Consider the following 23735-nt stretch of genomic DNA (forward strand, 5'->3'; position numbering starts at 1 on the left):
ATTTCTGAGGAAAGTTGATTAAAGCTGTTAAGGTTTCAACATAGGGTGTGTTTAAAATTTTTGCCGTTGATTTAAGATACGAAATATGATTACTTCATCATTTTCTATTTTGTAATGTATGGAATAATTGAATTGCTCAAAATTTAAAACCCGTATGCCACGATATTTAACTTGAAATGAGTGGGGAGTGGTCTTTAAGAATTGAACTTGCCTTGAAAAGTCCTCAAGGAATTGTCTTGAAAGATTTTTTGCCGAATAAAAACATTCTGCCGTGTGAAGTTCAATAGTAGCCTCTCTCAGCAGTTGGACTTTAAAGCCCATATTTTTTCTCTATTTCTTCAATGGGAATGTACTCTACATTACCTTCGGCGACACGCGCCAACATCTCATCCATCATGGCTTTATAGTTTTCAGAAGGAGACTCAAGTTTTCTGGCGGTTTCTTCTAGGGTAAATTCCAAGTAACTTTTTAATGAGCGCTTTTGTTTTTGTGCTTCAATTTCCAAAATTTGAAGGGTGCGTTCATCTACATCAATGAGTTTCCTGATTCTTTCCATGATATATATTTTATATATACAAATATAAATATTTTGCCCAAAACTGTATTAGATGCTTTACAGATGATTTGAAAGGGTTAGGCAGAATTGGAATCTTCAAGTGTATTGTTCGATTTTAGATTAAAGAGCCTCTTACTAGTCTTCATATCCGCGTATCGGGGGTCTGGGATATAATCCTCTTTTTTCATCTTTATTACCTCAATACTCAAAAAACCAAACTCTTCCACGACTTTGCCATAAAACCGATAGATTCCTTTTCCCCTGAAATAATATTTTGCTGCAACAGGGGGAAAGAGTACGGTGTCAAAAACTTCCCCTTGCTGATCTACCAATGTGGCAAAGTGCATCCTTTTTCCTGTATGGGTAGTGGTGTTTTTTACAGTCACCAAATACCCGTAAATGTCGATATGTTTGTTTAGATAATGCTGTAAATCACGTTGGCTATTTGAATTTTTAGGAGGCTCTGCCAACAAATCAAAAGGACTGCACAGACAAAAACCCAAAAGTTCCAATTGCTCAAAAGCGGTTTCCAAGCTTGTTGTATTCAACTGGGGAATCTGAAATTTTTGATGTTTAGGTGGAAACAATTTGGGATGTTCCAAACGGTCATTCTTGGATAGCATCAAATGGGTTTTCCATAGTAATTCATGTTTGTTGACGCCCGTAAATCGAAATGCATCAATACGAATCAAAATAGAAAGTTGTTCCACGGAAATAAAAACCCGGTCCAAAAAATCTTCCAAAGAAGTAAAGCTGCCGTTGTGAAATCGTTCGAGGATGATGCGTTCCATGACTCGTTTTTCCAAATCACGCAGATACATCATTCCCAAGTAAATGTGCTTGCCTTCAATCCGATTTACGGCCAAGCTGTTGTTGATGCATGGAGGATGAATTGTGGCTCCCAGCATTCGGGCATCATGGATATAGAATTCGGAGCGATAAAAACCACCCCCGTTGTTGAGCACCGCTACCATATATTCCAAAGGAAAGTAAGCCCTGAGAAACAAACTCTGGTAACTTTCCACGGCATAGGATGCGGAATGGCCTTTGGCAAAGGCATAGCCTGCAAAACTGGCCACTTGGTTCCAAATCTCAAAAATCAAGGTATCGGGATACTCCTTTTTTCTACAATTGGAAATGAATTTGTCCTTTACCTTCTGGAATTCTTCACGCGAACGAAATTTTCCACTCATCCCGCGACGCAACACATCGGCTTCCCCCAAATCTAAATCAGCGAAATGGTGAGCCACTTTGATAACATCTTCCTGATACACCATCACACCATAGGTGTCGGGCATAATGTCCAACATTATGGGATGGGCCTTTTCTTCAGCACGACCTTCGTTTCGATGCCTTAAGATGTATTCCCGCATCATACCACTTTTGGCGACCCCCGGACGAATAATGGAACTTGCCGCCACCAACCCCAGGTAATTGTCAACCTCTAATTTTTTGAGCAACATCCGCATAGCGGGAGATTCCACATAAAAACAACCCATGCATTGTGCGGTTTTTATAAGGTTGTTGATTGTGATGTCCGCTTTAAAGCCTTTGATATTGTGAATATCGACCTGTTCAAATTTCTCAGGTTGATTGTAGGCAACAATCTCCAAAGCCTCTTTGATTTTACCCAACCCTCTTTGACCTAAAATATCAAACTTGTACAGACCTACATCTTCAGCAATAACCATGTCATACTGCGTAGTGGGGAATCCTTTTGGCGGAAGATGGGTGGCGGAAAACCAGTGCAATGGTTTTTCACTGATGAGAATACCTCCTGCATGAATGCTCAAATAATTGGGTTTTCCTTTAAGGAGTCTACCATATCTTATTACCAATTTGGAGACTCCGTCAAGCCTCGAAGGGTTATAACGCCCTTCAATCAGTATATCGATTTCCTGTGGTGGAAGCCCAAATACCTTTCCCAACTCTCGGATAACTCCTCGTTCTTTAAAGGTAACATAGGTGCCCAACAGGGCAACGTGGTCAAACCTTTGAAAAATATATTGGGTCATGGTGGGACGGTCTTTCCATGAAAAATCGATATCAAAATCAGGTGGATTGGCGCGATAGAGATTGATGAATCGTTCAAAATAGAGGTCGAGCTCCATGGGGTCCACGTCGGTGATGCGTAGCAAATAAGCTACAATGCTGTTGGCACCACTCCCTCGTCCAATGTAGTAGAATCCCCTGCGATGGGCTTCGGAAACAATGTCCCAATTGATGAGAAAATAAGAGACAAACCCCATTTTTTTGATTAGTTCCAGTTCTTTTTTCAAGCGATTCTTTACAGGGGTGTCGATTTTTTCATAGCGATAGGGAAGCCCTTCATAGCATAATTTTTCTATCAGTTTTTCGTCCTCCTCGATACTACCCGTGTAGCTTTTCAAATTTTGGGGTTTTCGTCCCTTGGAAAAGTCAAAATGGATGCCGCATTGATTCAATAAGCGTTCTGTGTTTTCCAAAATGAAAGGGTATTCGGAAAAGGCGGTTGCCAAATTTTGAATGGGATACATTTTTTCATCCTCTTCCGCTTCTTCTTCCTTTGGAAGTTTGCTCAGCAACACATTATTGTCAATAGCCCTAAGCAAGCGATGGGCATTGAAATCTTGTTTGTTTCTGAAGGTCACCGATTGTTGCACTACCAGCTTGTCCTTAAATTCCATCAATCCAGAGAATGGAAGCTTTCGAAGATTATTTAGGGAAATACCGATGAATTCATGGTCTCTGAAATCCTGTAATTCATTCAAAAGGACTTGTTCAAAAGGATATACCACAAAGGCTTCTTTGAAAATGGGTGCTTTTGTAGGAATCTCTAATTCATGATGGAGATGGTGGGATAAAAAATCATTGAGTTCCAAATAGCCTTCGTTGTTTTTGGCGATGCCCAAGAAACGGGGTTTCACGCCATTTCTGAAATCGATGCCGAGTATCGGGCTGACATTAAATTCGGGAGCTTTTCGAACAAAATTCAGACAGGCGGAGGTGTTGTTGATATCCGTCAGCACTAATTGGGTTACATGGTTTTGTTGGGCCAACTGCAATAATTCAATTTCGGAGAAAGTTCCGAACCGCATGCTATAATATGTGTGGCAGTTTAGGTACAATTTTCAGTAATCAGTAATCAGTAATCAGTAATCAGTAATCAGTAATCAGTAATCAGCAATCAGTTGTCAGACGTCAGGGGTAGTTGATTGTGCTCATTCTTCATTGTTTTCGATGTGCCAAAACCACAGGGGGTAATCCATTGAAAGGATTGTGCATTCTCCCAATAGTTTTTGCGCCCATGGCTGAGGCCCTAAAAACACTTCGGTCGCCAAAACGCTTTCGCACATGGTCCATAGCTTGGTAAAGATTCAGGGTTTCTTCGGTATCCTCAAATAGATTGATTTGATAATTTCCCGATACCAAATGACTAAATCGTATCCCTACCAAGCGTACCAACATTCGTTTGTTATAAAGGGTTCGAAAAAGTTCTAAAATCTTGGAGATAAGAATATGGTCCGCACTGGTATAGGGAACCCGTAGTTGCTTGGAATAGGTATTGAAATCCGAATACCGAATTTTTACCGCAATACAAGCCGTAAGTTTATCGCCTCGGCGAAGTTGGTAGGCCAAATTCTCTGTCATTGCAATCAATATGCCCTTGAGTTTGTTTACATCAATGGTGTCCCTGTCAAAGGTGCGTTCAGTGGATATGGATTTCCGGTCGTGAAAAGGAATAACGGGAGTATGGTCTATACCATTGGCGCGTTTCCATATCACAGCTCCATTGGCTCCCAAAACCCGTTGCATAATATCCATGGGCATCTCCTGTACGGTCTGCACCTTGCGTATGCCCAAGTTTCGGAGTGTCTGGTAAGTTTTATCCCCCACCATAGGAATTTTTTTAATGGACAGAGGGGCTAGAAAAGGTTTTTCATGCCCAAAATCTATTTTGAGTTGGTTGTTGGGTTTGGCTTCATTGGTTGCAACTTTGGAAACCACTTTATTAACAGATAGTCCGAAAGAGATGGGCAATCCGGTTTCGTGAATGATTCTTTTCCGCATTTCCGAAGCATATCGATAACACCCAAAGAAGCGGTCCATTCCAGATAAGTCGGCATAAAATTCATCAATACTTGATTTTTCAAAAAGTGGCACATGCTCTTTGATAATTTCAGTGACCACATCAGAATATTTGCTATACGTGCCGGCATTGCCACGTATGACGACAGCTTCTGGACAAAGCTCTTTGGCCATTTTCATGGGCATACCTGAATGTACCCCAAAACCCCGTGTTTCGTAACTGCAAGCAGCTACCACACCCCGGTCGCTGGTACCGCCCACCAATAAGGGCTTGTTCTTGAGCTCTGTATTGATAATGCGTTCTACGGATACGTAAAATGTATCCAAATCCAAATGGAGGATAGTCTTTTTCATTGTTTAATTGAGGGAGAGCAAGATAAGGAATAATTCCATAAATATGGAAATAATCCAAAAAAAGAAAAACAGATGTGTAGTGAAGTATCGTTTGTCAAAAAACCTTTATATCTTTGAACCGTTGTGTTGTGATGCATCTATTGATGCAGATCATTGAAAGGCTTTCCTTATGGGAGGCTTTTTTTGTTAGTACCTTTGCGTAAAAATTACCTATGGACATTTTTGAACTCATCCAAAAGCGAAGAAGCATATTTCCAGTTCAGTACAACGATACATCTATTAACAAAGAAACCATAGCCAAGATTTTGGAAGCTGCCAATTGGGCACCTACCCATAAAAAGACCGAACCCTGGCGATTTAAAGTGCTACAGGGCGAGAAAAAGAAAGAATTGGGAGTTTTTCTTTCCAAAAAGTATCAAGAGGTTGAGTCCAGTCCGAAGCAAATTAAAATTAAAAAGCTACAGGAAAATCCGCAACGAGCAGCGGCTATAATTGCCATTTGCATGCAGCGCGATCCTAATGAAAGTCTACCGGAATGGGAGGAGTTGGCTGCTACGGCCATGGCCGTACAGAATATGTGGTTGTGTTGTACGGAATTAGGTATTGGTTCCTATTGGAGCTCACCGGGATTGATACAATATATGGATGAGTTCTTCAATTTGAATGGCGGCGAGAAATGTCTCGGCTTTTTTTATATGGGATATTATGACGATGAAGTCGATGTCTCTCCTAGAAACCCAATAGAGCAAAAAGTGGAGTGGTTTGACTAAGAGAAAGAGAAAATCTCACCAGAATATTCAACCGCCTTCCAGATAAAGAGTCCAAAGTAAATCACCGCGATTAAGAACTTTAAAAAAGTCCCGGTCAAAAACCCAATAAAAGACCCAAAGGCTGCTTTTAAGGCTGTTTTGTTGTCAGACTTGTTTGAAAGTTCACCTACCAGAGCTCCAACAAAAGGCCAGATGATAATCCCAAAAGGCCCAAGAATTGGGAAAAATATAGCTACGAGCAATCCAATAATACTGCCCCACATCCCAGCTTTACTTCCACCAAATTTTTTGGTACCTGCAGCAGGAATCACATAATCCAAAACAGTTACTGTAAGTGCTACTACCAAGGTGATGCCCAGCAACCACCAATCATCTGGAATTGCTTTGGTAAGATACAAGAGCAAAAGCCCAACCCAACTCAAAGGAGGGCCAGGGAGCACGGGCAAAAAGCTGCCGAGGATTCCGACGAGCATCAAAATAAAACCAAGAACGAGTAAAACAATATCCATGTTTAGGGTTTATGGGATAAGACAAATTTAAAGGGATTATGTTACAAGATGTTTAATTTTTTAAACTAAAAAATTAGTTTAAACTAAATATTTAGTTATATTAGCATTTTAAAACTAAATTTTTAGTTGAATTATGAAACAGTTAACCAAGGCGGAGGAAGAGGTGATGCAATTATTGTGGGAGCTCCAAAAAACAAACGTAGCTGGGATTATTGAAAAACTACCAGTACCAAAACCGGCATATAATACCATTTCGACCATTGTTCGAATTCTTGAGGACAAGGGTTTTGTAGACCATGAAAAAGTGGGGAAGGGGCATGTTTATTTTCCGCTGATTAAAAAATCAGAATACAGTAATCAAAGTATAAATAAGCTAGTGAACGGGTATTTTCAAGGGTCTTTTAAAAGTATGGTGTCATTCTTCATGAAAGAGAACGATATCAGTTTAAGTGAATTGGAAGAGATTTTAAACAAGATTAAAGACGACAAAATATGATAAGCTACGTTTTGGAAATTGTTGCCATACAGCTTCTTTTTTTATTGGCGTACGATTTCTTTTTGAGGAAAGAGACTTTTTTTCAATGGAATAGGATTTACCTAATCACGTCTTTCACCTTATCCATTATTCTTCCTTGGATTAAAATTGAAACCTTGGAAACATCTGCTATCAGGAAATTTGAACCCATTAGACAATTCTTTTTTCAGTTGGATGAGATTGTACTGACTTCGAATGATACCAACAACACTTTTTGGCAATCCCTTCATTGGAACTATGTTATTCTACTTTTCGGGGCTTTAATAATGTTTATTCTACTATGCGTAAAGTTGGATCATTTATATAGGATTAAGAAAAGTGGATTAGTTACTTCAAAGCAGAACTACATTGAGGTAATTATTCCTAAAAGCAAACACGCCTTTTCATTCTTTAAGTACGTTTTCATAGGAGAACTTATTCCGAAGCAGAAGCGGAAAGAAATCATCATCCATGAGATGGTTCATGTCAGGCAAAGGCATTCTATTGACTTGATGTTTTTTGAAATTATGCGGGTTGTTTTTTGGTTCAATCCGCTCGTGTACCTATTTCAAAATCGAATAGCAGACGTGCATGAATTCATTGCTGATTCCGAGTTGCATAAACTGGATAAAGCCAAGCAGTATGACCTGTTGTTATATGATGTGTTTCAAAGTCAAAAATTCAGTCTTGTCAATCATTTTTTTAAAAAATCATTAATTAAAAAACGAATAGTCATGTTAACAAAACAAAAATCAAATCCAATTTTACGATTAAAGTATATGTTTTTGATTCCGATAACTTTTAGCATTTTACTTTATTCCTCATGTGAGGAAAGTCCTCAGGAAAAAAGTAATGTAAACGCATTAAACCAAAAGAATCCGATTGATTTAGAAGGGATGACAATCGTTGGGTATTCAAGAAATGATAGCAAGAAAACCTTACAGTTGAACGTAGGGAATTTGAATAGTCTAACAAAGGAGGAAAAGTTGGAACAGGAAAAAATGCTAGACCAACTATTAAAATCCAAAACGTCCACAACTATATTGATTATGGATAACTTTGGAAACTCTGCCGTCATGGAAATAAAAGATGGTGTGACCACTAATATGTCGGTCAATAAAATTTCAAAAGAAGATAGTGATTCAGAAAGTGTAACCAGTATACCTTTTTCTACTGTAGATGAAGTTCCTGTTTTTCCTGGCTGTGAAAATGCGACAGACAAGAAAAAATGTTTTTTGGAAAAGATTCAGTTACACGTACGAGAGAATTTTAATTACCCCAAAGTTGCACAAGAACAGGGTATTCAGGGGAGAGTAAATATTTTATTTTCAATTGACACCGATGGGAAAGTCGTAGGTATTCAAAAAAAAGGTCCTCATGAGCTTTTGACGAATGAAGCGGAACGCATTATCTCTAAGTTGCCAAAAATGCAAGCAGCCCGGCATAAAGGTGAAGAGGTGGAAATGCCCTTTAGTATTCCAATTACCTTTAAGCTAAAATAGATTTTAAAGATTCTATGAAAGGCCCGAACTTGTTTCGGGCTTTTTTTATGCACCCAATCTTGTAAAAATCGTAATTTCGATGAAATCTTAAAGGCACATGCGGAAGTTGATATGGATATTTTTTTTAGGACTATTATCCGCCTGCGAACTTTTTGTTTCCAAAGAAGAGGCTACCCAAAAATTGGTTGAAGAGGAACTTTTGCAAATCAATTGGGACGACGTTGACCAATATCCTTTATTTGATGCCTGCCGAGAAGATCTTTCCAAACCTGAACAGCGCGCTTGTTTTGAAGATACGATGATAACTCAATTGGGAAAAGCTTTGGAAGGTTTGGAATTTGAAGTTGACAATGATTTGAACGATACGGTGTTGATTGATTTCCTAATTGATGAAGACGGATTCATCACTATCCAAAACGTAGAGGAAAAAACCAGTGTTCTGAATGAAATTGAAAATTTTAACTCAGAAGTGACCCGAAGATTGAATGATTTTACGACAGTCGCTCCTGCTATAAAAAGAGGTATCCCCGTTAGCGTTCGCTTTAGATTGCCCATTGTACTTAATACCCAGTGAACCATTGAGCAAGGAAAAAATCATTTTAGGGATAGACCCCGGTACCACGGTTATGGGTTTTGGCATCATCAAGGTTGTGAATAAGCAGATGCACTTCGTTCAGATGAACGAATTGATGCTCAGGAAGTACAACGACCCTTACATTAAGCTCAAGCTCATTTTTGAAAGGACCATCGAACTCATAGATACTTTTCATCCCGATGAAATAGCCATTGAGGCTCCTTTCTATGGAAAAAATGTGCAATCCATGTTAAAATTGGGGCGTGCTCAAGGTGTGGCGATGGCTGCTGGGCTTTCCCGGCAAATCCCAATCACCGAATATATGCCCAAGAAGATAAAAATGGCCATTACCGGAAATGGAAATGCCAGTAAGGAGCAAGTGGCCAAGATGCTTCAAGGACTTCTCAAACTAAAAACTTTACCTAAAAATTTGGATAGCACGGATGGACTGGCTGCTGCGGTATGTCATTTTTATAATGATGGCAGGGTTGAAGTAGGAAAACACTACACGGGATGGGCAGCTTTTGTGAAACAGAACGAAGGTAAGGTCAGTAAAAAGTAATGAGTAAATAGTAATTAGCGTCCCAATTTTTTAAAACTTAGCCTATGAAATTTGATGAATTGCTGGCATATCAAAAATCATTTGATTTGGCCATGAAAATTTTCGAGTTATCTAAATCCTATCCAAGAGAAGAGACCTATTCGTTGACAGATCAAATTAGACGCTCTTCTCGAAGTGTAGCTATCAACATTGCAGAAGCTTATGCAAAAAGGAGATATCAAAAACACTTCATAAGTAAATTAACGGATTCGGATGCTGAAAATCTTGAAACACACGGATGGCTACAGTTTTCTTTGGCTTGTGGTTATTTAGATGAATCGACGTTTGAAAAGCTGTTGTCTCAAAATGTAGAAATTGGAAAATTGATTCATTTCATGATTAAAAATCCGGATAAGTTTGGTTCAAAAAAGGAATATTCTTAGATGAGGCTGTTCACTATTTACTTTTTACTATAGTCTTAAGAATGAGCGGTATCTACATCCATATCCCTTTTTGTAAGCAAGCGTGTCACTACTGCGATTTTCATTTTTCAACGCAGTTGAAAGTGAAGGAAAGTATGCTTAAAGCCCTTGGTCATGAATTAAAACTACGAAAGGAAGAGCTACAAAGCGAAGCTATCGAAACTATTTATTTTGGCGGGGGAACCCCTTCCCTTTTGTCTGCAAAGGAATTGGTCACTTTGATAGATTCAGTTTATGAATGTTTTGAGGTAATAGATAATCCCGAGATTACTTTGGAAGCCAATCCGGATGATTTGTCAAAATCGGTTATAATGGAATTGGCGAATAGTCCTATAAATCGATTGAGCATAGGAATCCAATCGTTTTTTGAGGAAGACCTCAAGTTGATGAATCGGGCGCATAATGCCGAACAAGCTATGGAGTGTCTTGTAGAAGCGAAGCAATATTTCAATAACATTTCCATTGATTTGATTTATGGGATTCCAGGAATGAATCATCAACGCTGGAAGGAAAACATTCAAAAAGCCTTGGATTTGGAACTGCCCCATATTTCGAGCTATGCCCTCACAGTTGAACCCAAGACAGCGCTCAAGAAATTTATAGAAAAAGGGTTGGTCGCGAATGTGGATGATGAGCAAGCACAGGAGCAATTCCATATTCTTTTGGATATTCTGGAAGGCGAGGGCTATATCAACTATGAAATCTCCAATTTTGGGAAACCTGATTTTTTCTCCAAAAACAATTCTTCTTATTGGCAAGGCAAATCGTATTTGGGAATTGGACCTTCAGCACATTCCTTCGATGGAAAAACGCGTAGTTGGAATGTTCGGAACAACATAAAATATATCAAAGCCATTGAAAGTGATAAACTGCCTATAGAACGTGAAGAACTTTCCATCACGGACCGATATAATGAATATGTGATGACAGGTCTTAGAACGATTTGGGGTATTTCTTTGAAAAAAATTGAAGAAGAATTTGGGAAACAGCACTTGAACTATCTTAAAATGCAGTCTTCAAAGCATATCCAAGAACACTTATTATATCTAGATGGAGATACACTGTTAGCGACCAAAAAAGGGAAGTTTTTGGTGGATGGAATTGCTTCGGACCTATTTATGGTTAATTTGGTAACATGATTGCCACAATTTCTCAAGGCGAAGACAGCTATCAGATTGATTTAGCAAACCCTATCAACATTTCTATTTCCCTTGTTGGCGGAAAAGGTAATGTGAATGCCTGGTATTTGGAACCCCCAAGCATTGAACCGGTAAAGACAGAGGGATTTGTTGGAAAAGTCGCGGAAGGTGGGAGTGTCAATTTCAATATGGTGGAGTTTAACCCTCATTCGCATGTGACCCATACAGAATGTTTGGGTCATATTACTGATGAGGTTTACTCAGTAAATAAACAGTTGAAAAATTACTTTTTCCTTGCCGAGTTGATTACGGTCGCTCCGGAAAGAAGAGAAGATGACTTTGTGATTTCCGCAAAGCAGTTGGAATATGCTTTAGGGGATAAACGTACGGAAGCATTGGTTGTTAGGACCATTCCTAATTTGGAATCCAAAAGATCCAAGGATTATTCCAATACCAACCCTTCCTATTTTTTGGGAGAGGCCATACAACTATTGGTCGATAGAGGCATAGAGCACCTTCTAGTTGATTTACCCTCAGTGGATAGGGAGAAGGATGGTGGGCAATTGGTGTCACATAAAACATTTTGGGGAGTAGATGGAAAAGAAAGGTTGTCAGCAACAATTACAGAGTTGATTTTTGTTCCGAACAATATTCAGGATGGATTGTATTTGTTGAATTTACAGGTTGCACCTTTTGAGAATGATGCTGCACCGAGTAGACCTGTTCTGTATGAATTAATAAATTGATTTGCTCTTGAACAATCTTTTTTAAATATAAAAAATGGAGGGTTTGTTAGAAGTCATATTGGGTTTGATTCTTGGCGGTATCCTAATGTACTGGCTTTTTTCTTTATTTGGAAAGAGGAGGAGCAAGGAACGAACGGAAAAACAATCCACGGTTTTATTGGATAAAATCAAAAGTGTTTGCAAGTTGGTTTCCGTAGAAGGGGATTTCGCAGAAATCTATCACTATGAAAATACTAAGGAAGGTTTTATGAATATGGTCAGCAGCAAGAAGAAAGCGCTAATCATCGTGAAAGCAAAAGCGCATATTGGGTATAATCTTAAAAAACTGAACCTCAAGGCCGACAATGAGAATAAGAAAATTATACTAAATGGCTTTCCTGAACCGGAAGTACTGTCTATTGAACCGGACCTTAAATACTATGACATCAAGAATGGTCTGTTCAATAGTTTTTCGCCAGAAGATCTTACCCAACTCAATGTGGAGGCAAAAGAATATATCAAACAAAAGATACCCCAAAGTGGTCTAATGGAAACGGCAAGGAAAGAAGCTTTACAAGCCGTACTGTTGGTAGAGAAGATTGTGGAAACGATAGGATGGGATTTGGATTATTCGGCCTTGGAGATAAAAACTAGAGACATACAATTATTAAAAGAACAGGATACACCATGAAAACAAGAATCATTATGCTCCTTTTGGTTGGAGTGATGGGAAGTAATGCATTTGCGCAAAAAAATAATGATATGAAAACCTTTGACCCGGCCTTTGCCCACACCGTATATTTCTGGTTTAAAAATCCAGATGACGTAGAAGGTAGGACCAGATTTGAGACCTCTTTAAAAAAGTTTTTACGGGATTCGAAGTTTGCGAAAACCAATTTTGTTGGCATACCTCCGAAATCTATTAGAGATGTTGTCGATGATTCGTTTACCTATTCGCTCATCGTTACTTTTGATTCTGCAGAATCCCAAGAAGGTTATCAGGAAGAAGAAGCCCATTTGTTGTTTATTGAAGAATGTAAGGACCTATGGGAAAGAGTTGTAGTCTACGATTCTTATGGTCTCAAGTGATGAATGTCGAATCCTTTAGAAATTATTGTCTCAACAAAAAAGGAGTAACGGAAGAATTCCCTTTTGATGAACATACCTTGGTCTTCAAAGTAATGGGCAAAATGTTCGCTCTGGTACCGTTGGAAAGAGTGCCATCACAAGGCAACCTTAAATGTGACCCGGATAGGGCCTTGGAACTAAGGGAGGAATATGACGGACTAATTATTCCTGGGTATCATATGAGTAAAAAACATTGGAATACCCTATTATTGGATAGCCTACCTCCTGGTTTGATTGTTGAACTGATAAATCATTCCTATGACTTGGTGGTTTCCAAACTCCCCAAGGCCATTCGGGAACAAATGAGGGATCTGCCTGAATAATTCATCGAAGCGTTTCTACCATTCGTCGATAGTTTTTTTTGAATTGACTTTCTTGTAGTCTTTTTCTTAACTTTATTTCAAACATTTGTAACCTAAAGAAAAGTGCCATGAATGTTTTGTTCATAGAAGACGACATGATCGAGACCATGAAAATGCAACGGGCCATTTCCAAGTTTCAATCCAAGCATCGGATAATTGAAGCAAAAAATGGAGAGGAAGCCCTTGATATTTTGAAGGGAGGCAATCTTCCGGATATTATTTTATTGGATTTGAATATGCCTCGAATGAGCGGAATAGAATTCCTTTCCATATTGAAAGCGGATGAAAAGTTGAAATACTTACCTACCATAATACTGACCACATCTGAAAATCGAGTGGATTTATTAAAATGCTTCGAAATCGGCATCGCTGGATACATAATCAAGCCATTGAAATATGAGGATTATGAAGCAAAGCTAAAACGCGTTTTTGAGTACTGGGAAATCAGCGAATTGATCAAAGCCTAACAAAAATCCTCATTTCACAACATTCTTTTTAGCTTAAGTAGTCCAATTCCTACTTTTAAATCATAATATTCTTTATTATGAAAGGAATTGTATTTACTGAATTTTTGGAGATGGTGGAATCCACCTTTGGGTTGCAAGTGGTTGACACCATAATTGAAAACAGTAACCTTCCCACCAGTGGAGCGTATACTTCTGTGGGCACCTATGATTTTAACGAAATGGTGGCCTTGCTTACCGAACTAAGTAAGGAAACACAGATTCCTACAAACGATTTATTGTATTCCTTTGGTCACTATCTGTTTACAGGTTTGGCTGAAGCCCATCCCGAAGTGGTTGCTAGCTATAAGACTCCATTGGCACTTCTTTGTTGTATTGAAGACCATATTCATATACATGTCAAAAAGTTGTATCCGGATGCGGAACTTCCCCAATTCAAAATCCTTTCCAAAACCGATAACACGCTTGAGATGATTTACAGCTCTTCCAGAGGATTGTACGCTCTTGCACACGGTCTAATAGTAAAGACTTTTGAACACTTTGAAAAAATGGTCAAGGTAGACTACAAATTATTAAATGAAAACGGAACAGAGGTCAAATTTGCAATTGTCCAAAATGGATAGAAACGAAGCTTCCATGCTTAAAAGAGCGGTCGAGCGGGAGAAAAAAGCCCGGAAGGCGGCAGAAAACCTTTTGGAACAAAAAGCGAAGGAACTCTATGATGCCTCTCTGCATCTAAAGGAAGCCAATGGACGTTTGGAAGCACTTCTGAACAAGCAACGGGGAGATTCAATTAATAGTGATTTTATCAACATAATTGATCCCTATGTCGTAATGGGATTGGACACCAAGGTGATTAATATGAATACTTCTGCCAAGGAGTTCTTGGGCTTCGATCATACGGAGCAAGAGGTCTACCTTTCGGGATTGGTGCATAAAGATTATGTGGAATACACTGCTGAATCCTTCCAAACATTGATACAGGTTGGGGTTTTGAAGAATTACTCCGCAAGAATCCTTGTGAAAGATGGTAAAGAGAAACACGTAAATATCAATGCTAGCCTTATATATGATAAAGAGGGAAGGCCAATAGCGGCTCAGGGGGTAATTCGGGATATTACCCAAGAAATGGAAATCAAAAAATTAGTGCAACAACAAAAGAAGCAACAGGATATTATTGTTGAAAATTCTCCACTTGGAATTCTTCTTATTGTAAGGGATAAGATTGTTAAGGCGAACCGTTCCTTCATTGACCTATTGGGTTACTCTGAGAATGAGTTAATACATCAGACTTTAGACCAAATATCCACTCTAGAGGATAGCAATCTCTATGAAAACCTTTCCCAAAACCAAAATGGAGAAGACCTTAAGAAGTTTGCAATAATCAGAAAGTTCTTTAAGAAAGACGGAGGTACGTTGTTTGGTAAAACCTCCATTAGTTCTATTGTGGACGACAATGGTGAGGTCACCTACAGCGTGGCTATGATTGAGGATATTACCCAAGAAAAGAAATCCGAAGAGAAGTTGAAGGCTTCGGAGGAAAGACTGGCCAAGTTGATAAAGAACCTTCAGACAGGAATACTATTGGAGGATCAAAACAGAAAAATTGTTTTGGCCAACCAGAAATTCTGTGACCTATTTGGAATCCCCGTAGCTCCCGAAAAATTAAAGGGAGTAGATAGCAAAAAATCGATTCATAAATACAAGCACTTGTTTTCTGAGTCCGATATGGCCATTCGTCGTATTGATTATGTTTTGGACAAAAAGGAGGTGGTGACCTCTGATGAAATGGAGCTTTTGGATGGGAGGACCTTTGAGCGGGATTATATTCCTCTTTTTAGTAACGGAGAATATCAAGGACATCTATGGAGCTACCATGATGTTACCCTTCGAAAGAACTACCGTAAAAATCTTGAAATCCAAAAAGAAAAGTATGGTAGCATTATCGCCAATATGAATTTAGGTTTGATTGAGGTGGATGATAATGATAACATTCTTATGGTAAATCAGAGCTTTTGTGATATGGTGGGATACACTACCATGGAACTTATAGGGAGAAATGCGGTTGAGTTGGTAAATATGGCGGAAGAAGATCGGGAAAAATTGAAAGTCCACAACAGAAAAAGAAAACAAGGCATATCCGATTCGTATGAGGTTGGGGTGATTACCAAGACAGGGGAAAAACGGTTTTGGTTGATAAGTGGAGCACCCAAGTATGATGATTTTGGCAATGTGGTCGGTTCCATTGGCATTCACTTGGATATTACCGAGCAGAAAAATCTGGAGCTCCAAAAAGAGAGTCTCCTAGAGGAGCTCGAAGCCAGCAATAAGGGACTTCAAGAATATGCCCATATCGTATCACATGATTTAAAATCCCCATTGCGTAGCGTAAGTGCTCTGGCCACATGGCTCTATGAAGATTACAAGGATAGACTTGATGAAACAGGTAGTTATAACCTGAAAATGATGCAGGAGAAAATAGAGGGGATGGATAAGCTGATAACCGGAATCTTAAAATATTCGACTGTGAACAATGATGTGTTTGATAGTACCGAAGTGGACGTCAACGAGGTCATTAAGGAAATAAAGGAGATAATCTATATCCCTGAAAATGTCTCCATCAATATTGCCCAAAAGCTACCAATAATCAAGGCGGACAAAACTAAGATTCACCAACTGTTCCAAAATTTTTTGAGCAACGCTGCAGTGAATATCGACAAACCTAAAGGCATTATTGAAATCGACTTTAAGGAAACCAATAAATATTGGGAATTCAGTATAAAGGACAATGGTGTAGGAATACCCGAAGAATACCACGAGAAGATATTCCAGATTTTTCAGTCTATTGGAAATCAAGAAAGATCCACAGGGATTGGACTTTCCATCGTAAAAAAAATCATAGACCGATATGATGGAAAAGTCTGGCTGGAAAGTGAAATAGGACAAGGAACGACCTTTTATTTTACCCTAACCAAAAACCCAAAAAACAACAAGAAATGAAAACACAACAAGCAATTAAAACCGCCAATTCGGATTGGGAATATACCCGAAATGAGGATGTCAAAAATCCATTGGTGCTAATTTTTGGCGACCGAAACCTATTGGAAAAAGAAGATATATATGAAGAAGTCCGAAGGATGTATCCTAACGGAGATTTAGTATTTGGTTCAACTTCTGGGGAGATTCTTTCGACCAATGTCCATGAGAATACCATCACCCTCACGGCCATCGAATTTGAACGGACCTCTTTTGAAATTGTAAGTAGAAATGTCTCTGATTTTTCAAACATTCAAGAGATGGGTAAATCCATTACACAGGAATTTGATAAAAAGGGCCTTCAGCATCTATTCGTAGTATCGGATGGGAGTTTTGTCAATGGTAGCGGATTAATCAAAGGACTGGAGAATGCCAACGATTTTAATGCTTCAATTACAGGGGGTCTTTGCGGGGATGGAGCCCGGTTCGAAAAAACATTGGCCTCTTACAATGAAAACCCAAAACAGGGAGAGGTAATCGCAGTTGGTTTTTACGGCTCAGATTTGGAAGTGTCTTATGCCAACTATGGAGGTTGGACCCCTTTTGGACCAGAGCGTATAATCACAAAGTCTGAAGGCAATGTGCTTTATGAAATTGATGGTAAACCAGCTTTGGATTTATATAAAAAATACTTGGGAGATAAGGCAGAACAGCTGCCACAAGCTGCTCTCCTTTACCCCTTAACCGTTCAGGACAAGCCAGGCTCGGAGCCTTTGGTGCGCACAATCCTGACGATAGATGAGGAAAAAAATTCCATGGTCTTGGCAGGGGATGCCCCGGTTAATTCCAAGGTACAGTTGATGATGTCCACAGTGGATGACATTGCACAAGGCGCCGCCAAAGCAGCAAGTATGGCGATGAAAAAACGAAAGAAAAACCCGGAGTTGGCGCTTTTGGTTAGTTGTGTAGGAAGAAAACTAGTTATGGATCAGCGAACCGAAGAAGAAATTGAAGAAGTGGCAGAGGTAATTGGTCCGGATGCAACCATTGCGGGATTCTATTCTTACGGGGAAATGTCTCCATTTACCGATAGTAATCAATGTCAATTGCACAACCAAACCATGACATTAACACTTTTGAGCGAATAGATGCACTCACTGTTAAAAAGACAAATACGGAAACATTTACCAGAGGACTTTAGAGATAATCCTTTACTGGAGGGATTCTTCAATGCCATAAGTGATTCGTATTCCAATTTTGACGAAAAAATAACCATGATTCAGCGGGCTACATCCCTAAGTTCTAAAGAGCTTTTCGAAGCTAACGAACGGCTTAATAAAGAAGCAGAAGCCCAAAGAAAAGTACTTAAATCACTCAGTCAAGCGGTTGCCGATGCCCAACATGTAAATGGAGGCGCAAAGGCGATGAAGTTTGATCCATTAAAGCTAGTGGAAGATATAGAGCAGCAAGCGCAAAAACTGGTCACTATTACTGCGGAAAAAGATGTTTTGCTTCATAATTTGGAACAACAAAATGAATCTTTGAACAACTATGCCCATATGGTTTCACATGATTTAAAATCCCCCATTCGAAATGTACACTCATTGGTGAGTTGGGTTTTTGAAGAAGGCAAAGAAAAGTTCAATACCGAAAGTCAAGCGAATGTAGAGCTCATATTTCAAAATCTGACAAAAATGGATAGCCTTATTGATGGCATATTAAAACATTCTACAATTGACTCGCTTCAGGAGCAACCGGTTTTGGTGGATTTATATGCCTTGATAGAGGAAATTGAAGATACCATTTATGTCCCTGAATCGGTAAGCATAAGGAAAAGTAGAATGCTTCCTAGACTCTATACCGGAAAATACAGAATGGAGCAATTGTTCAAAAATTTGATTACCAATGCCATAACAGCGGTTGAAGATTGCGAATCAGGCCTGGTGGTTATAGATGTCAAGGAAGAAAAGGGGACTTGGTTGTTCAGCATTACCGATAATGGAAAAGGCATACCAGAACATTTACAAGCAGGGATATTCGATATGTTCCGAAAATTGGAAAACAATTCCGATGCTACAGGAATTGGCTTGGCCCTAGTAAAGAAAATCATTAACTATTATAAAGGAGACGTATGGTTGTCCTCTGAAAAAGGCAGTGGAACAACCTTTTTCTTCAGCATAAACAAAGACCTAGATTATGGAACACCCCAATCTTGATTACATCAAAGAAATTTCTGGAGGGAATGAGGAGTTTGAGAAGAAATTTCTGAATATCATCCAAACTGAATTCCCAAAGGAAAAGGACGAATACATGGAAAATCTGGAGTCACAAAATTTGGATGAATCAGCAAAGATTGTGCATAAAATAAAGCACAAGCTTGGGATTTTGGGTTTACAACAGGGCTACCGATTGGCAATCAAATACGAGGAAGACCTTAAATATGGAGATACCAAGTTACAGGGTCAATTCCATGAGGTATTGCATACTGTGGAACAGTTTATTCTAAAAATCGCATAAAATGAGAAGCATAATTATTGATGATGAAGCAAGTGCAAGGGCTATCGTCAAAGAACTTTGCAAGACTATGCCCGAGATGGAAGTGAGGGCCGAGTTTCCAAATGCATTGGAGGCCCTAAAGTTTCTCAGGGACAATCAAGTAGACCTGATTTTTCTGGACATTCATATGCCAAAGCTCACAGGGTTTGATTTTATTGAGACCCTACAGAATCCACCTAAGATTGTATTGACCACATCCGATAAAAATTTTGCCATAGAAGCCTATGAATATCCATTTATTGTAGACTATTTGGTAAAACCTATAAGTCCGGAGCGATTTCAAAAATGTGTGATTAAATTAAATTCGGCCTTCAAAACAGCCTCAACGGTTTCTTCCCAAGCGATAAAAGAAGAGGATAAAGAAGATGATTTGTACATCAATATTGATCGCAGATTAATCAAGTTGAAATTCAGCGATATTCTTTTGATTGAGGCCAAAGGAGATTACATCGAGATTCAAACGCTAGAAAAACGATATCGTGTGCATTCCACTTTGAAGAAAATCAAGGATAAACTTCCTGAATCACGCTTTTTGCAGATTCATCGTTCTTTTATCATCAATTTTACTCAAATAGTTGATATTCAGGATAATAGTGTGCTTATTGAAAAAAGTGTAATTCCTATCAGTAGATCAAATCGCCCTGAATTGATGCAGCGTTTGAATTTATTATAAAAAAGAAAGAAAAATACTACAATATATATAAATATATACGTTAGTATAGTTGACACTTCATGAAAATGTTAAAACAGATTAGAAACCACTTAAATGTTTTAACATATGCCATTGGAAATAAAGGAAAATCGAGGAGTTTATGAAATTTTAGGAGAAGTAACCGCTCAGCACGTGGGGACCTTACAAGCGTATTTTGATTCCATTTTGGAAACCAACGACAGCTTTATGGTGAACCTGGAAAACGTAACTGTTTTGGATTCTTCTGCTGCGCATTTCTTTGAAAAACTGTATCGAAAATCCGCCGAATTGAATAAAGTAGTAGCCTTGATTGGCAGACAAAATGAAAATGTTCTAGAAATTATGAATACTACAAAAACCAATTACATTTTGAGCCCAGACCGGGTTTAATCTAAATTTTCCTTGGCTATGAAGATTACCCAGTACCAACCCTATTTCGGAATTACTGCTAAGCAACTTAGCGATTCTGATTTTGAACGATTGACCACATATTTCCAACTTTTGGATAAGGTAGAAAAACCCGTTGTGAGTCTTTTGGTGCCAATCTACAGGGCTAAGGAAACTTTATTGGGGCACATCTATTCACTTTCCAAACTAAAAACTATAATTCCATACGAGCTTATTTTTGTGGAAAACAACGCTGATGATGAGTCATTGCGAATTCTGCAGGAACTAGGGGCTAAAGTCGTAAGTCAACCTCAGCAGGGCATTACCCATGCTAGACAAAAAGGTTTGGATGAAGCGCGCGGCAAGATTATTTGCAGTATGGACCCAGATACCATCTACGACCCATATTATATTGACAAAATGGTTCTGCCCTTTTTCAAGGATAAAGACCTGGTGTTATGCTATTCGGTATCTAAAAGCTATGAAAACGATTTTCAGCTTTCCACTAAAATGAAAATTCGTAATCGTTTGAAAGTAGCCTATTTCAGATGGAAGATTTCTAAAGGATTTATCCATAAAATTAAACACATCCGAGCGGTGGGAATGGCAATTAAAAAAGAAGCCATTGATGGCATTGGCTATGATACAGATTTAAGGGCCGTATCTGGTTGCGATGATGGTATGCTGGCCATCCACCTGTATAATAAAGGAACCTTTAAATATGTTCCAATTGATATTTATACCGCCCTACCTCCTAAAAGAGAGCCTGGAAGACCCTTTCCTTTCTGCAATCAAAGATTTTACGATTTCGACAAACCTATACGCGAAACGTATAGAGAGCTTGAAATTGCAGATTCTACCCATTAAAGTAGGGTAAGAACCCATTCTTCATAGTTGACTTTTTTGAAGTCAATGTCCCGTATTTTGAGACATAAGGCGACAGCAAATTAATTCAGTTTGGGCCATGACGTTATTGACCGATAAGCCTACAAATGGTAATACCTCCGATATATCGACACTTACAACATGCTCGCTTGGTTTGACAACATAGAATTATTATAAAGTAATATTTATCCTACTTTCACACGTATTAAAGACTACATAATTAAAATAGTAGGAATCATGAAAATTTTAGTCGTAGACGATAAGCAATCACTGAGTGAATTGGTATCCCAATTTTTAGGACAATCCTATAATGTGACCACCACCGAAGATGGTTTGGCCGCATTGAGTTGGATGCAAGATGGAAACATTCCGGACTTGATTATTACTGATTTGGAAATGCCAAATATGGATGGTTTTGAATTGATTAGAAAGGTAAAGGAAAGTGGATATTTTTCCAATATTCCCATCATTGTTTTGAGTTGTAGAGACAGTAGTTCAGACCGCATCCAATGTCTAAAATTAGGTGCCGATGATTACTTGGTCAAACCCTTCAATCCCGAAGAACTTTTGATACGAGTAGAGAAGTTGTTGGTGAGAACATAAGCGGAAAATACTATGCAAATTGTATCCGATAAAAAAGTCCGACTACTATATGTCGGCAATGATGTTAATATGACCAATCAGTTTACGGGGTATTCCCAAAAAGTGGATTTCCAAGCCGTGGACAATGCACTACATGCTGTAAAGTGGTTGGAAGAAAATAAAGGAATAGATGCCATTATATGCGAAAAACAGATACCGGGTCAAACCGGAATCGAATTTCATAAAATGGTAAGAAAACGTTTTGCAAACAATCCTTCCATTCCATTCATTTTGGTTGCCAAGGACAGGGACAAAAAAGATTTATCGGAGGCCGTAAAAAATGGAATTGATGATTTTTATGTCCAACCTGTTTCAGCAGAAAACATTATTGACCGGGTACAATTTTTAAAAGAGCTTAAGGCCAATTTGAAGCGTGAAAAAATAACTTCTTCCAAAGGAGCCGTAAAGGATTACAAGATAGGATTTTGGAAACGCTCCTTTGATATTCTTGTGGCAGGGACTGTTTTGTTATTGGCATCTCCTTTTCTTCTTTTAGTGATTTTAGCTATCCGATTGGAATCCAAGGGGAAGGTCTACTACATATCAAAACGGGTAGGAACGGGATACCAGATTTTTGATTTTTACAAGTTACGTTCCATGTATCCGGATGCGGACAAAAGGCTCAAGGAATTTCAGCATCTCAATCAATATGTACACGAGGATGATGAGGAAAATCCAGTTGAAGAAGCCCAACAAGTTGAGCAAAATTCAATCACTGGGACCATGTTGATTGGAGATGATACTGAAGTAGAAGAGGTACAGCATAATATCAAAAAACGCGAAAATGAAAAGAGCGCTTTTGTAAAGTTTGACAATGATCCTAGAATCACCAAAGTAGGGCACATCATCAGAAAACTCAGTATAGATGAATTACCTCAATTAATCAATGTCCTTAAAGGAGATATGTCCATTGTGGGTAATCGACCGCTACCATTATATGAAGCGGAAATGCTTACCACCGATGAATGGACGGACAGATTCAATGGTCCTGCAGGAATTACCGGATTATGGCAGGTAGAAGCAAGAGGAAGAAGCTCTAAAATGTCTCCCGAAGAAAGAAAACAATTGGACATAAAATATGTGGAATACGCAAACAGCAAGTATGCCTTCATACTGGATATGTGGATAGTACTACGAACTTTTAAAGCTGTTTTTCAAAAAGAAAACGTGTAATGCAGAAGATTTGGGGCGTTTTACTGTGTTTTTTGCTGGTATATACTGCAGAAGCACAGGCTATTAATGAATTTATAGACAAAGGTTTACAGGAAAACGATATTAGTAAAAAGTTACCTCCCTTAGATACCTTGATTGCCATGGCCAGGGATTATTCCCCATTCATCAAGGTCACAGAATCCGAACAACAATATAGGGATGGTGTGGTATCAGCGGAGCAAAGGGCTTGGTTGGATTATATCAATCTGGAAGCTGGGTACAACTATGGAATTTTCGATAACCTTAGTAACCAGCAGATTGCCGGAGATCCCCAAAGTCAGACCTTGTTTTCCACCGAACAAAGCCGATACAATGTAGGGGTTTCCATACGACTCCCACTATCTGCAATTATCAATAGACGGGCGAACATTTTAAGTGCAAAAGGAGAAGCCGAAAAAGCACGCTTTGAGACCCAAGTCGCTGAGGTAGAGCTTGAGCAGAAGGTAGTGGAATTGTACAATGACCTAATAAAACATCATCGTATGTTCTTTATTTCGGGGTCCATTGTCGACAACTTTAGAGTTCAATCGATTAGAGCCGAGAAAGATTTTGCTAACGGAGTAATTAATGTTACCGAATACACTAGACTCCAGCAGATGATGAATCAAGCGACCATGAATTTTGAATTGCAGCGCTCCGAATTTGTTGGGTCGGTAATGGCTTTGCAAAATATTATTGGTGCCGAATTGAATATTTAA

General features: G+C 38.8%; 28 protein-coding genes. 23 read left to right on the plus strand and 5 right to left on the minus strand.

The genetic code is table 11. The features are described from left to right. Positions 1 to 51: 51 nt before the first annotated feature. From ACSLUF_RS02300 to dinB, 4 genes are all read right to left on the minus strand, one after another. Positions 52 to 321: a type II toxin-antitoxin system RelE/ParE family toxin gene (locus ACSLUF_RS02300; RefSeq protein WP_435624523.1), complete on the minus strand. Its 270-nt coding sequence runs from the start codon at positions 319 to 321 to the stop codon at positions 52 to 54. Then, positions 311 to 556 (minus strand): hypothetical protein, encoded by a 246-nt coding sequence (locus tag ACSLUF_RS02305; protein ID WP_435624524.1) that lies wholly within the window; start codon positions 554 to 556, stop codon positions 311 to 313. The genes ACSLUF_RS02300 and ACSLUF_RS02305 overlap by 11 nt, the downstream gene beginning before the upstream one ends. Positions 557 to 633: 77 nt before the next feature. Next, positions 634 to 3633: a DNA polymerase III subunit alpha gene (locus ACSLUF_RS02310; protein WP_435624525.1), complete on the minus strand. Its 3000-nt coding sequence runs from the start codon at positions 3631 to 3633 to the stop codon at positions 634 to 636. Positions 3634 to 3763: 130 nt separating this feature from the next. Then, a complete protein-coding gene (gene dinB / locus ACSLUF_RS02315; RefSeq protein WP_435624526.1) occupies positions 3764 to 4978 on the minus strand; it encodes a DNA polymerase IV in 1215 nt (404 codons plus the stop codon). A 212-nt stretch (positions 4979 to 5190) separates the two neighbouring features. Here dinB and ACSLUF_RS02320 point away from each other — a divergent pair, with 212 nt between their 5' ends. Beyond that, positions 5191 to 5748 (plus strand): nitroreductase family protein, encoded by a 558-nt coding sequence (locus ACSLUF_RS02320; RefSeq protein ID WP_435624527.1) that lies wholly within the window; start codon positions 5191 to 5193, stop codon positions 5746 to 5748. Here ACSLUF_RS02320 and ACSLUF_RS02325 read toward each other — a convergent pair. Further along, positions 5745 to 6257, minus strand: coding sequence for a DUF456 domain-containing protein (locus tag ACSLUF_RS02325; RefSeq protein ID WP_435624528.1), 513 nt, complete (start codon positions 6255 to 6257; stop codon positions 5745 to 5747). The genes ACSLUF_RS02320 and ACSLUF_RS02325 overlap by 4 nt on opposite strands. Before the next feature lie 133 nt (positions 6258 to 6390). On the opposite strand from ACSLUF_RS02325, the gene ACSLUF_RS02330 reads away from it, so the two are divergent. The 22 genes from ACSLUF_RS02330 (at position 6391) to ACSLUF_RS02435 (ending at position 23735) form a co-directional block, all read left to right on the plus strand. Then, complete coding sequence (locus ACSLUF_RS02330; protein ID WP_435624529.1) at positions 6391 to 6753, plus strand: BlaI/MecI/CopY family transcriptional regulator; 363 nt, start codon at positions 6391 to 6393, stop codon at positions 6751 to 6753. Further along, positions 6750 to 8273: a TonB family protein gene (locus ACSLUF_RS02335; RefSeq protein ID WP_435624530.1), complete on the plus strand. Its 1524-nt coding sequence runs from the start codon at positions 6750 to 6752 to the stop codon at positions 8271 to 8273. The genes ACSLUF_RS02330 and ACSLUF_RS02335 overlap by 4 nt, the downstream gene beginning before the upstream one ends. A gap of 97 nt (positions 8274 to 8370) precedes the next feature. Beyond that, positions 8371 to 8847 carry a hypothetical protein gene (locus ACSLUF_RS02340; RefSeq protein ID WP_435624531.1) on the plus strand — a complete coding sequence of 159 codons (477 nt, stop codon included), beginning with the start codon at positions 8371 to 8373 and terminating at the stop codon, positions 8845 to 8847. Between the two features lie 4 nt (positions 8848 to 8851). After that, positions 8852 to 9409: a crossover junction endodeoxyribonuclease RuvC gene (gene ruvC / locus ACSLUF_RS02345; protein WP_435624532.1), complete on the plus strand. Its 558-nt coding sequence runs from the start codon at positions 8852 to 8854 to the stop codon at positions 9407 to 9409. A 44-nt stretch (positions 9410 to 9453) separates the two neighbouring features. After that, positions 9454 to 9831, plus strand: coding sequence for a four helix bundle protein (locus ACSLUF_RS02350; RefSeq protein WP_435624533.1), 378 nt, complete (start codon positions 9454 to 9456; stop codon positions 9829 to 9831). Positions 9832 to 9872: 41 nt separating this feature from the next. Beyond that, on the plus strand, positions 9873 to 11009 hold the full coding sequence (hemW, locus tag ACSLUF_RS02355) for a radical SAM family heme chaperone HemW (protein WP_435624534.1): 1137 nt from the start codon (positions 9873 to 9875) through the stop codon (positions 11007 to 11009). Beyond that, positions 11006 to 11755, plus strand: coding sequence for a cyclase family protein (locus tag ACSLUF_RS02360; RefSeq protein WP_435624535.1), 750 nt, complete (start codon positions 11006 to 11008; stop codon positions 11753 to 11755). The genes hemW and ACSLUF_RS02360 overlap by 4 nt, the downstream gene beginning before the upstream one ends. 34 nt (positions 11756 to 11789) lie before the next feature. Continuing rightward, on the plus strand, positions 11790 to 12425 hold the full coding sequence (locus ACSLUF_RS02365; protein ID WP_435624536.1) for a DUF4230 domain-containing protein: 636 nt from the start codon (positions 11790 to 11792) through the stop codon (positions 12423 to 12425). Beyond that, positions 12422 to 12823 (plus strand): Dabb family protein, encoded by a 402-nt coding sequence (locus tag ACSLUF_RS02370; RefSeq protein WP_435624537.1) that lies wholly within the window; start codon positions 12422 to 12424, stop codon positions 12821 to 12823. Before ACSLUF_RS02365 ends, ACSLUF_RS02370 begins: the two co-directional genes overlap by 4 nt. Beyond that, positions 12823 to 13185, plus strand: a complete 363-nt coding sequence (locus tag ACSLUF_RS02375; RefSeq protein WP_435625861.1) for an MmcQ/YjbR family DNA-binding protein — start codon at positions 12823 to 12825, stop codon at positions 13183 to 13185. The genes ACSLUF_RS02370 and ACSLUF_RS02375 overlap by 1 nt, the downstream gene beginning before the upstream one ends. Before the next feature lie 107 nt (positions 13186 to 13292). Next, a complete protein-coding gene (locus ACSLUF_RS02380) occupies positions 13293 to 13691 on the plus strand; it encodes a response regulator (protein ID WP_435624538.1) in 399 nt (132 codons plus the stop codon). A gap of 77 nt (positions 13692 to 13768) precedes the next feature. Continuing rightward, positions 13769 to 14311, plus strand: coding sequence for a heme NO-binding domain-containing protein (locus ACSLUF_RS02385; protein ID WP_435624539.1), 543 nt, complete (start codon positions 13769 to 13771; stop codon positions 14309 to 14311). After that, positions 14304 to 16688, plus strand: a complete 2385-nt coding sequence (locus ACSLUF_RS02390) for a PAS domain-containing sensor histidine kinase (RefSeq protein WP_435624540.1) — start codon at positions 14304 to 14306, stop codon at positions 16686 to 16688. Before ACSLUF_RS02385 ends, ACSLUF_RS02390 begins: the two co-directional genes overlap by 8 nt. Beyond that, positions 16685 to 17812 (plus strand): FIST signal transduction protein, encoded by a 1128-nt coding sequence (locus tag ACSLUF_RS02395; protein ID WP_435624541.1) that lies wholly within the window; start codon positions 16685 to 16687, stop codon positions 17810 to 17812. The genes ACSLUF_RS02390 and ACSLUF_RS02395 overlap by 4 nt, the downstream gene beginning before the upstream one ends. Next, complete coding sequence (locus ACSLUF_RS02400) at positions 17813 to 18880, plus strand: sensor histidine kinase (protein ID WP_435624542.1); 1068 nt, start codon at positions 17813 to 17815, stop codon at positions 18878 to 18880. Further along, positions 18861 to 19181, plus strand: a complete 321-nt coding sequence (locus ACSLUF_RS02405; protein WP_435624543.1) for an Hpt domain-containing protein — start codon at positions 18861 to 18863, stop codon at positions 19179 to 19181. Before ACSLUF_RS02400 ends, ACSLUF_RS02405 begins: the two co-directional genes overlap by 20 nt. A 1-nt stretch (position 19182) precedes the next feature. After that, a complete protein-coding gene (locus ACSLUF_RS02410) occupies positions 19183 to 19893 on the plus strand; it encodes a LytR/AlgR family response regulator transcription factor (protein ID WP_435624544.1) in 711 nt (236 codons plus the stop codon). A 105-nt stretch (positions 19894 to 19998) separates the two neighbouring features. Continuing rightward, a complete protein-coding gene (locus tag ACSLUF_RS02415) occupies positions 19999 to 20301 on the plus strand; it encodes an STAS domain-containing protein (protein WP_435624545.1) in 303 nt (100 codons plus the stop codon). Positions 20302 to 20319: 18 nt separating this feature from the next. After that, entirely contained in the window at positions 20320 to 21165 is an 846-nt protein-coding gene (locus tag ACSLUF_RS02420) for a glycosyltransferase family 2 protein (protein WP_435624546.1), read from the plus strand. A 255-nt stretch (positions 21166 to 21420) separates the two neighbouring features. Beyond that, positions 21421 to 21786, plus strand: a complete 366-nt coding sequence (locus ACSLUF_RS02425; RefSeq protein ID WP_106144454.1) for a response regulator transcription factor — start codon at positions 21421 to 21423, stop codon at positions 21784 to 21786. A gap of 12 nt (positions 21787 to 21798) precedes the next feature. Then, on the plus strand, positions 21799 to 22998 hold the full coding sequence (locus ACSLUF_RS02430) for a sugar transferase (protein ID WP_435624547.1): 1200 nt from the start codon (positions 21799 to 21801) through the stop codon (positions 22996 to 22998). Next, positions 22998 to 23735: a TolC family protein gene (locus tag ACSLUF_RS02435; protein WP_435624548.1), complete on the plus strand. Its 738-nt coding sequence runs from the start codon at positions 22998 to 23000 to the stop codon at positions 23733 to 23735. The genes ACSLUF_RS02430 and ACSLUF_RS02435 overlap by 1 nt, the downstream gene beginning before the upstream one ends.

The organism is Flagellimonas sp., from assembly GCF_965601775.1.
Lineage (GTDB): Bacteria > Bacteroidota > Bacteroidia > Flavobacteriales > Flavobacteriaceae > Flagellimonas.

Coding starts and splice junctions, on each gene's coding strand:
- ACSLUF_RS02430 (WP_435624547.1), top strand. CDS start 21,799: ATGCAAATTGTATCCGATAAAAAAGTCCGACTACTATATGTCGGCAAT.
- ACSLUF_RS02405 (WP_435624543.1), top strand. CDS start 18,861: ATGGAACACCCCAATCTTGATTACATCAAAGAAATTTCTGGAGGGAAT.
- ACSLUF_RS02415 (WP_435624545.1), top strand. CDS start 19,999: ATGCCATTGGAAATAAAGGAAAATCGAGGAGTTTATGAAATTTTAGGA.
- ACSLUF_RS02305 (WP_435624524.1), bottom strand. CDS start 556: ATGGAAAGAATCAGGAAACTCATTGATGTAGATGAACGCACCCTTCAA.
- ACSLUF_RS02330 (WP_435624529.1), top strand. CDS start 6,391: ATGAAACAGTTAACCAAGGCGGAGGAAGAGGTGATGCAATTATTGTGG.
- ACSLUF_RS02380 (WP_435624538.1), top strand. CDS start 13,293: ATGAATGTTTTGTTCATAGAAGACGACATGATCGAGACCATGAAAATG.
- ACSLUF_RS02390 (WP_435624540.1), top strand. CDS start 14,304: ATGGATAGAAACGAAGCTTCCATGCTTAAAAGAGCGGTCGAGCGGGAG.
- ACSLUF_RS02365 (WP_435624536.1), top strand. CDS start 11,790: ATGGAGGGTTTGTTAGAAGTCATATTGGGTTTGATTCTTGGCGGTATC.
- ACSLUF_RS02375 (WP_435625861.1), top strand. CDS start 12,823: ATGAATGTCGAATCCTTTAGAAATTATTGTCTCAACAAAAAAGGAGTA.
- ACSLUF_RS02300 (WP_435624523.1), bottom strand. CDS start 321: ATGGGCTTTAAAGTCCAACTGCTGAGAGAGGCTACTATTGAACTTCAC.
- ACSLUF_RS02320 (WP_435624527.1), top strand. CDS start 5,191: ATGGACATTTTTGAACTCATCCAAAAGCGAAGAAGCATATTTCCAGTT.
- ACSLUF_RS02435 (WP_435624548.1), top strand. CDS start 22,998: ATGCAGAAGATTTGGGGCGTTTTACTGTGTTTTTTGCTGGTATATACT.
- ACSLUF_RS02420 (WP_435624546.1), top strand. CDS start 20,320: ATGAAGATTACCCAGTACCAACCCTATTTCGGAATTACTGCTAAGCAA.
- ACSLUF_RS02310 (WP_435624525.1), bottom strand. CDS start 3,633: ATGCGGTTCGGAACTTTCTCCGAAATTGAATTATTGCAGTTGGCCCAA.
- ACSLUF_RS02385 (WP_435624539.1), top strand. CDS start 13,769: ATGAAAGGAATTGTATTTACTGAATTTTTGGAGATGGTGGAATCCACC.
- ACSLUF_RS02360 (WP_435624535.1), top strand. CDS start 11,006: ATGATTGCCACAATTTCTCAAGGCGAAGACAGCTATCAGATTGATTTA.
- hemW (WP_435624534.1), top strand. CDS start 9,873: ATGAGCGGTATCTACATCCATATCCCTTTTTGTAAGCAAGCGTGTCAC.
- ACSLUF_RS02395 (WP_435624541.1), top strand. CDS start 16,685: ATGAAAACACAACAAGCAATTAAAACCGCCAATTCGGATTGGGAATAT.
- ACSLUF_RS02425 (WP_106144454.1), top strand. CDS start 21,421: ATGAAAATTTTAGTCGTAGACGATAAGCAATCACTGAGTGAATTGGTA.
- ACSLUF_RS02410 (WP_435624544.1), top strand. CDS start 19,183: ATGAGAAGCATAATTATTGATGATGAAGCAAGTGCAAGGGCTATCGTC.
- ACSLUF_RS02340 (WP_435624531.1), top strand. CDS start 8,371: ATGCGGAAGTTGATATGGATATTTTTTTTAGGACTATTATCCGCCTGC.
- dinB (WP_435624526.1), bottom strand. CDS start 4,978: ATGAAAAAGACTATCCTCCATTTGGATTTGGATACATTTTACGTATCC.
- ACSLUF_RS02325 (WP_435624528.1), bottom strand. CDS start 6,257: ATGGATATTGTTTTACTCGTTCTTGGTTTTATTTTGATGCTCGTCGGA.
- ACSLUF_RS02350 (WP_435624533.1), top strand. CDS start 9,454: ATGAAATTTGATGAATTGCTGGCATATCAAAAATCATTTGATTTGGCC.
- ACSLUF_RS02400 (WP_435624542.1), top strand. CDS start 17,813: ATGCACTCACTGTTAAAAAGACAAATACGGAAACATTTACCAGAGGAC.
- ACSLUF_RS02370 (WP_435624537.1), top strand. CDS start 12,422: ATGAAAACAAGAATCATTATGCTCCTTTTGGTTGGAGTGATGGGAAGT.
- ACSLUF_RS02335 (WP_435624530.1), top strand. CDS start 6,750: ATGATAAGCTACGTTTTGGAAATTGTTGCCATACAGCTTCTTTTTTTA.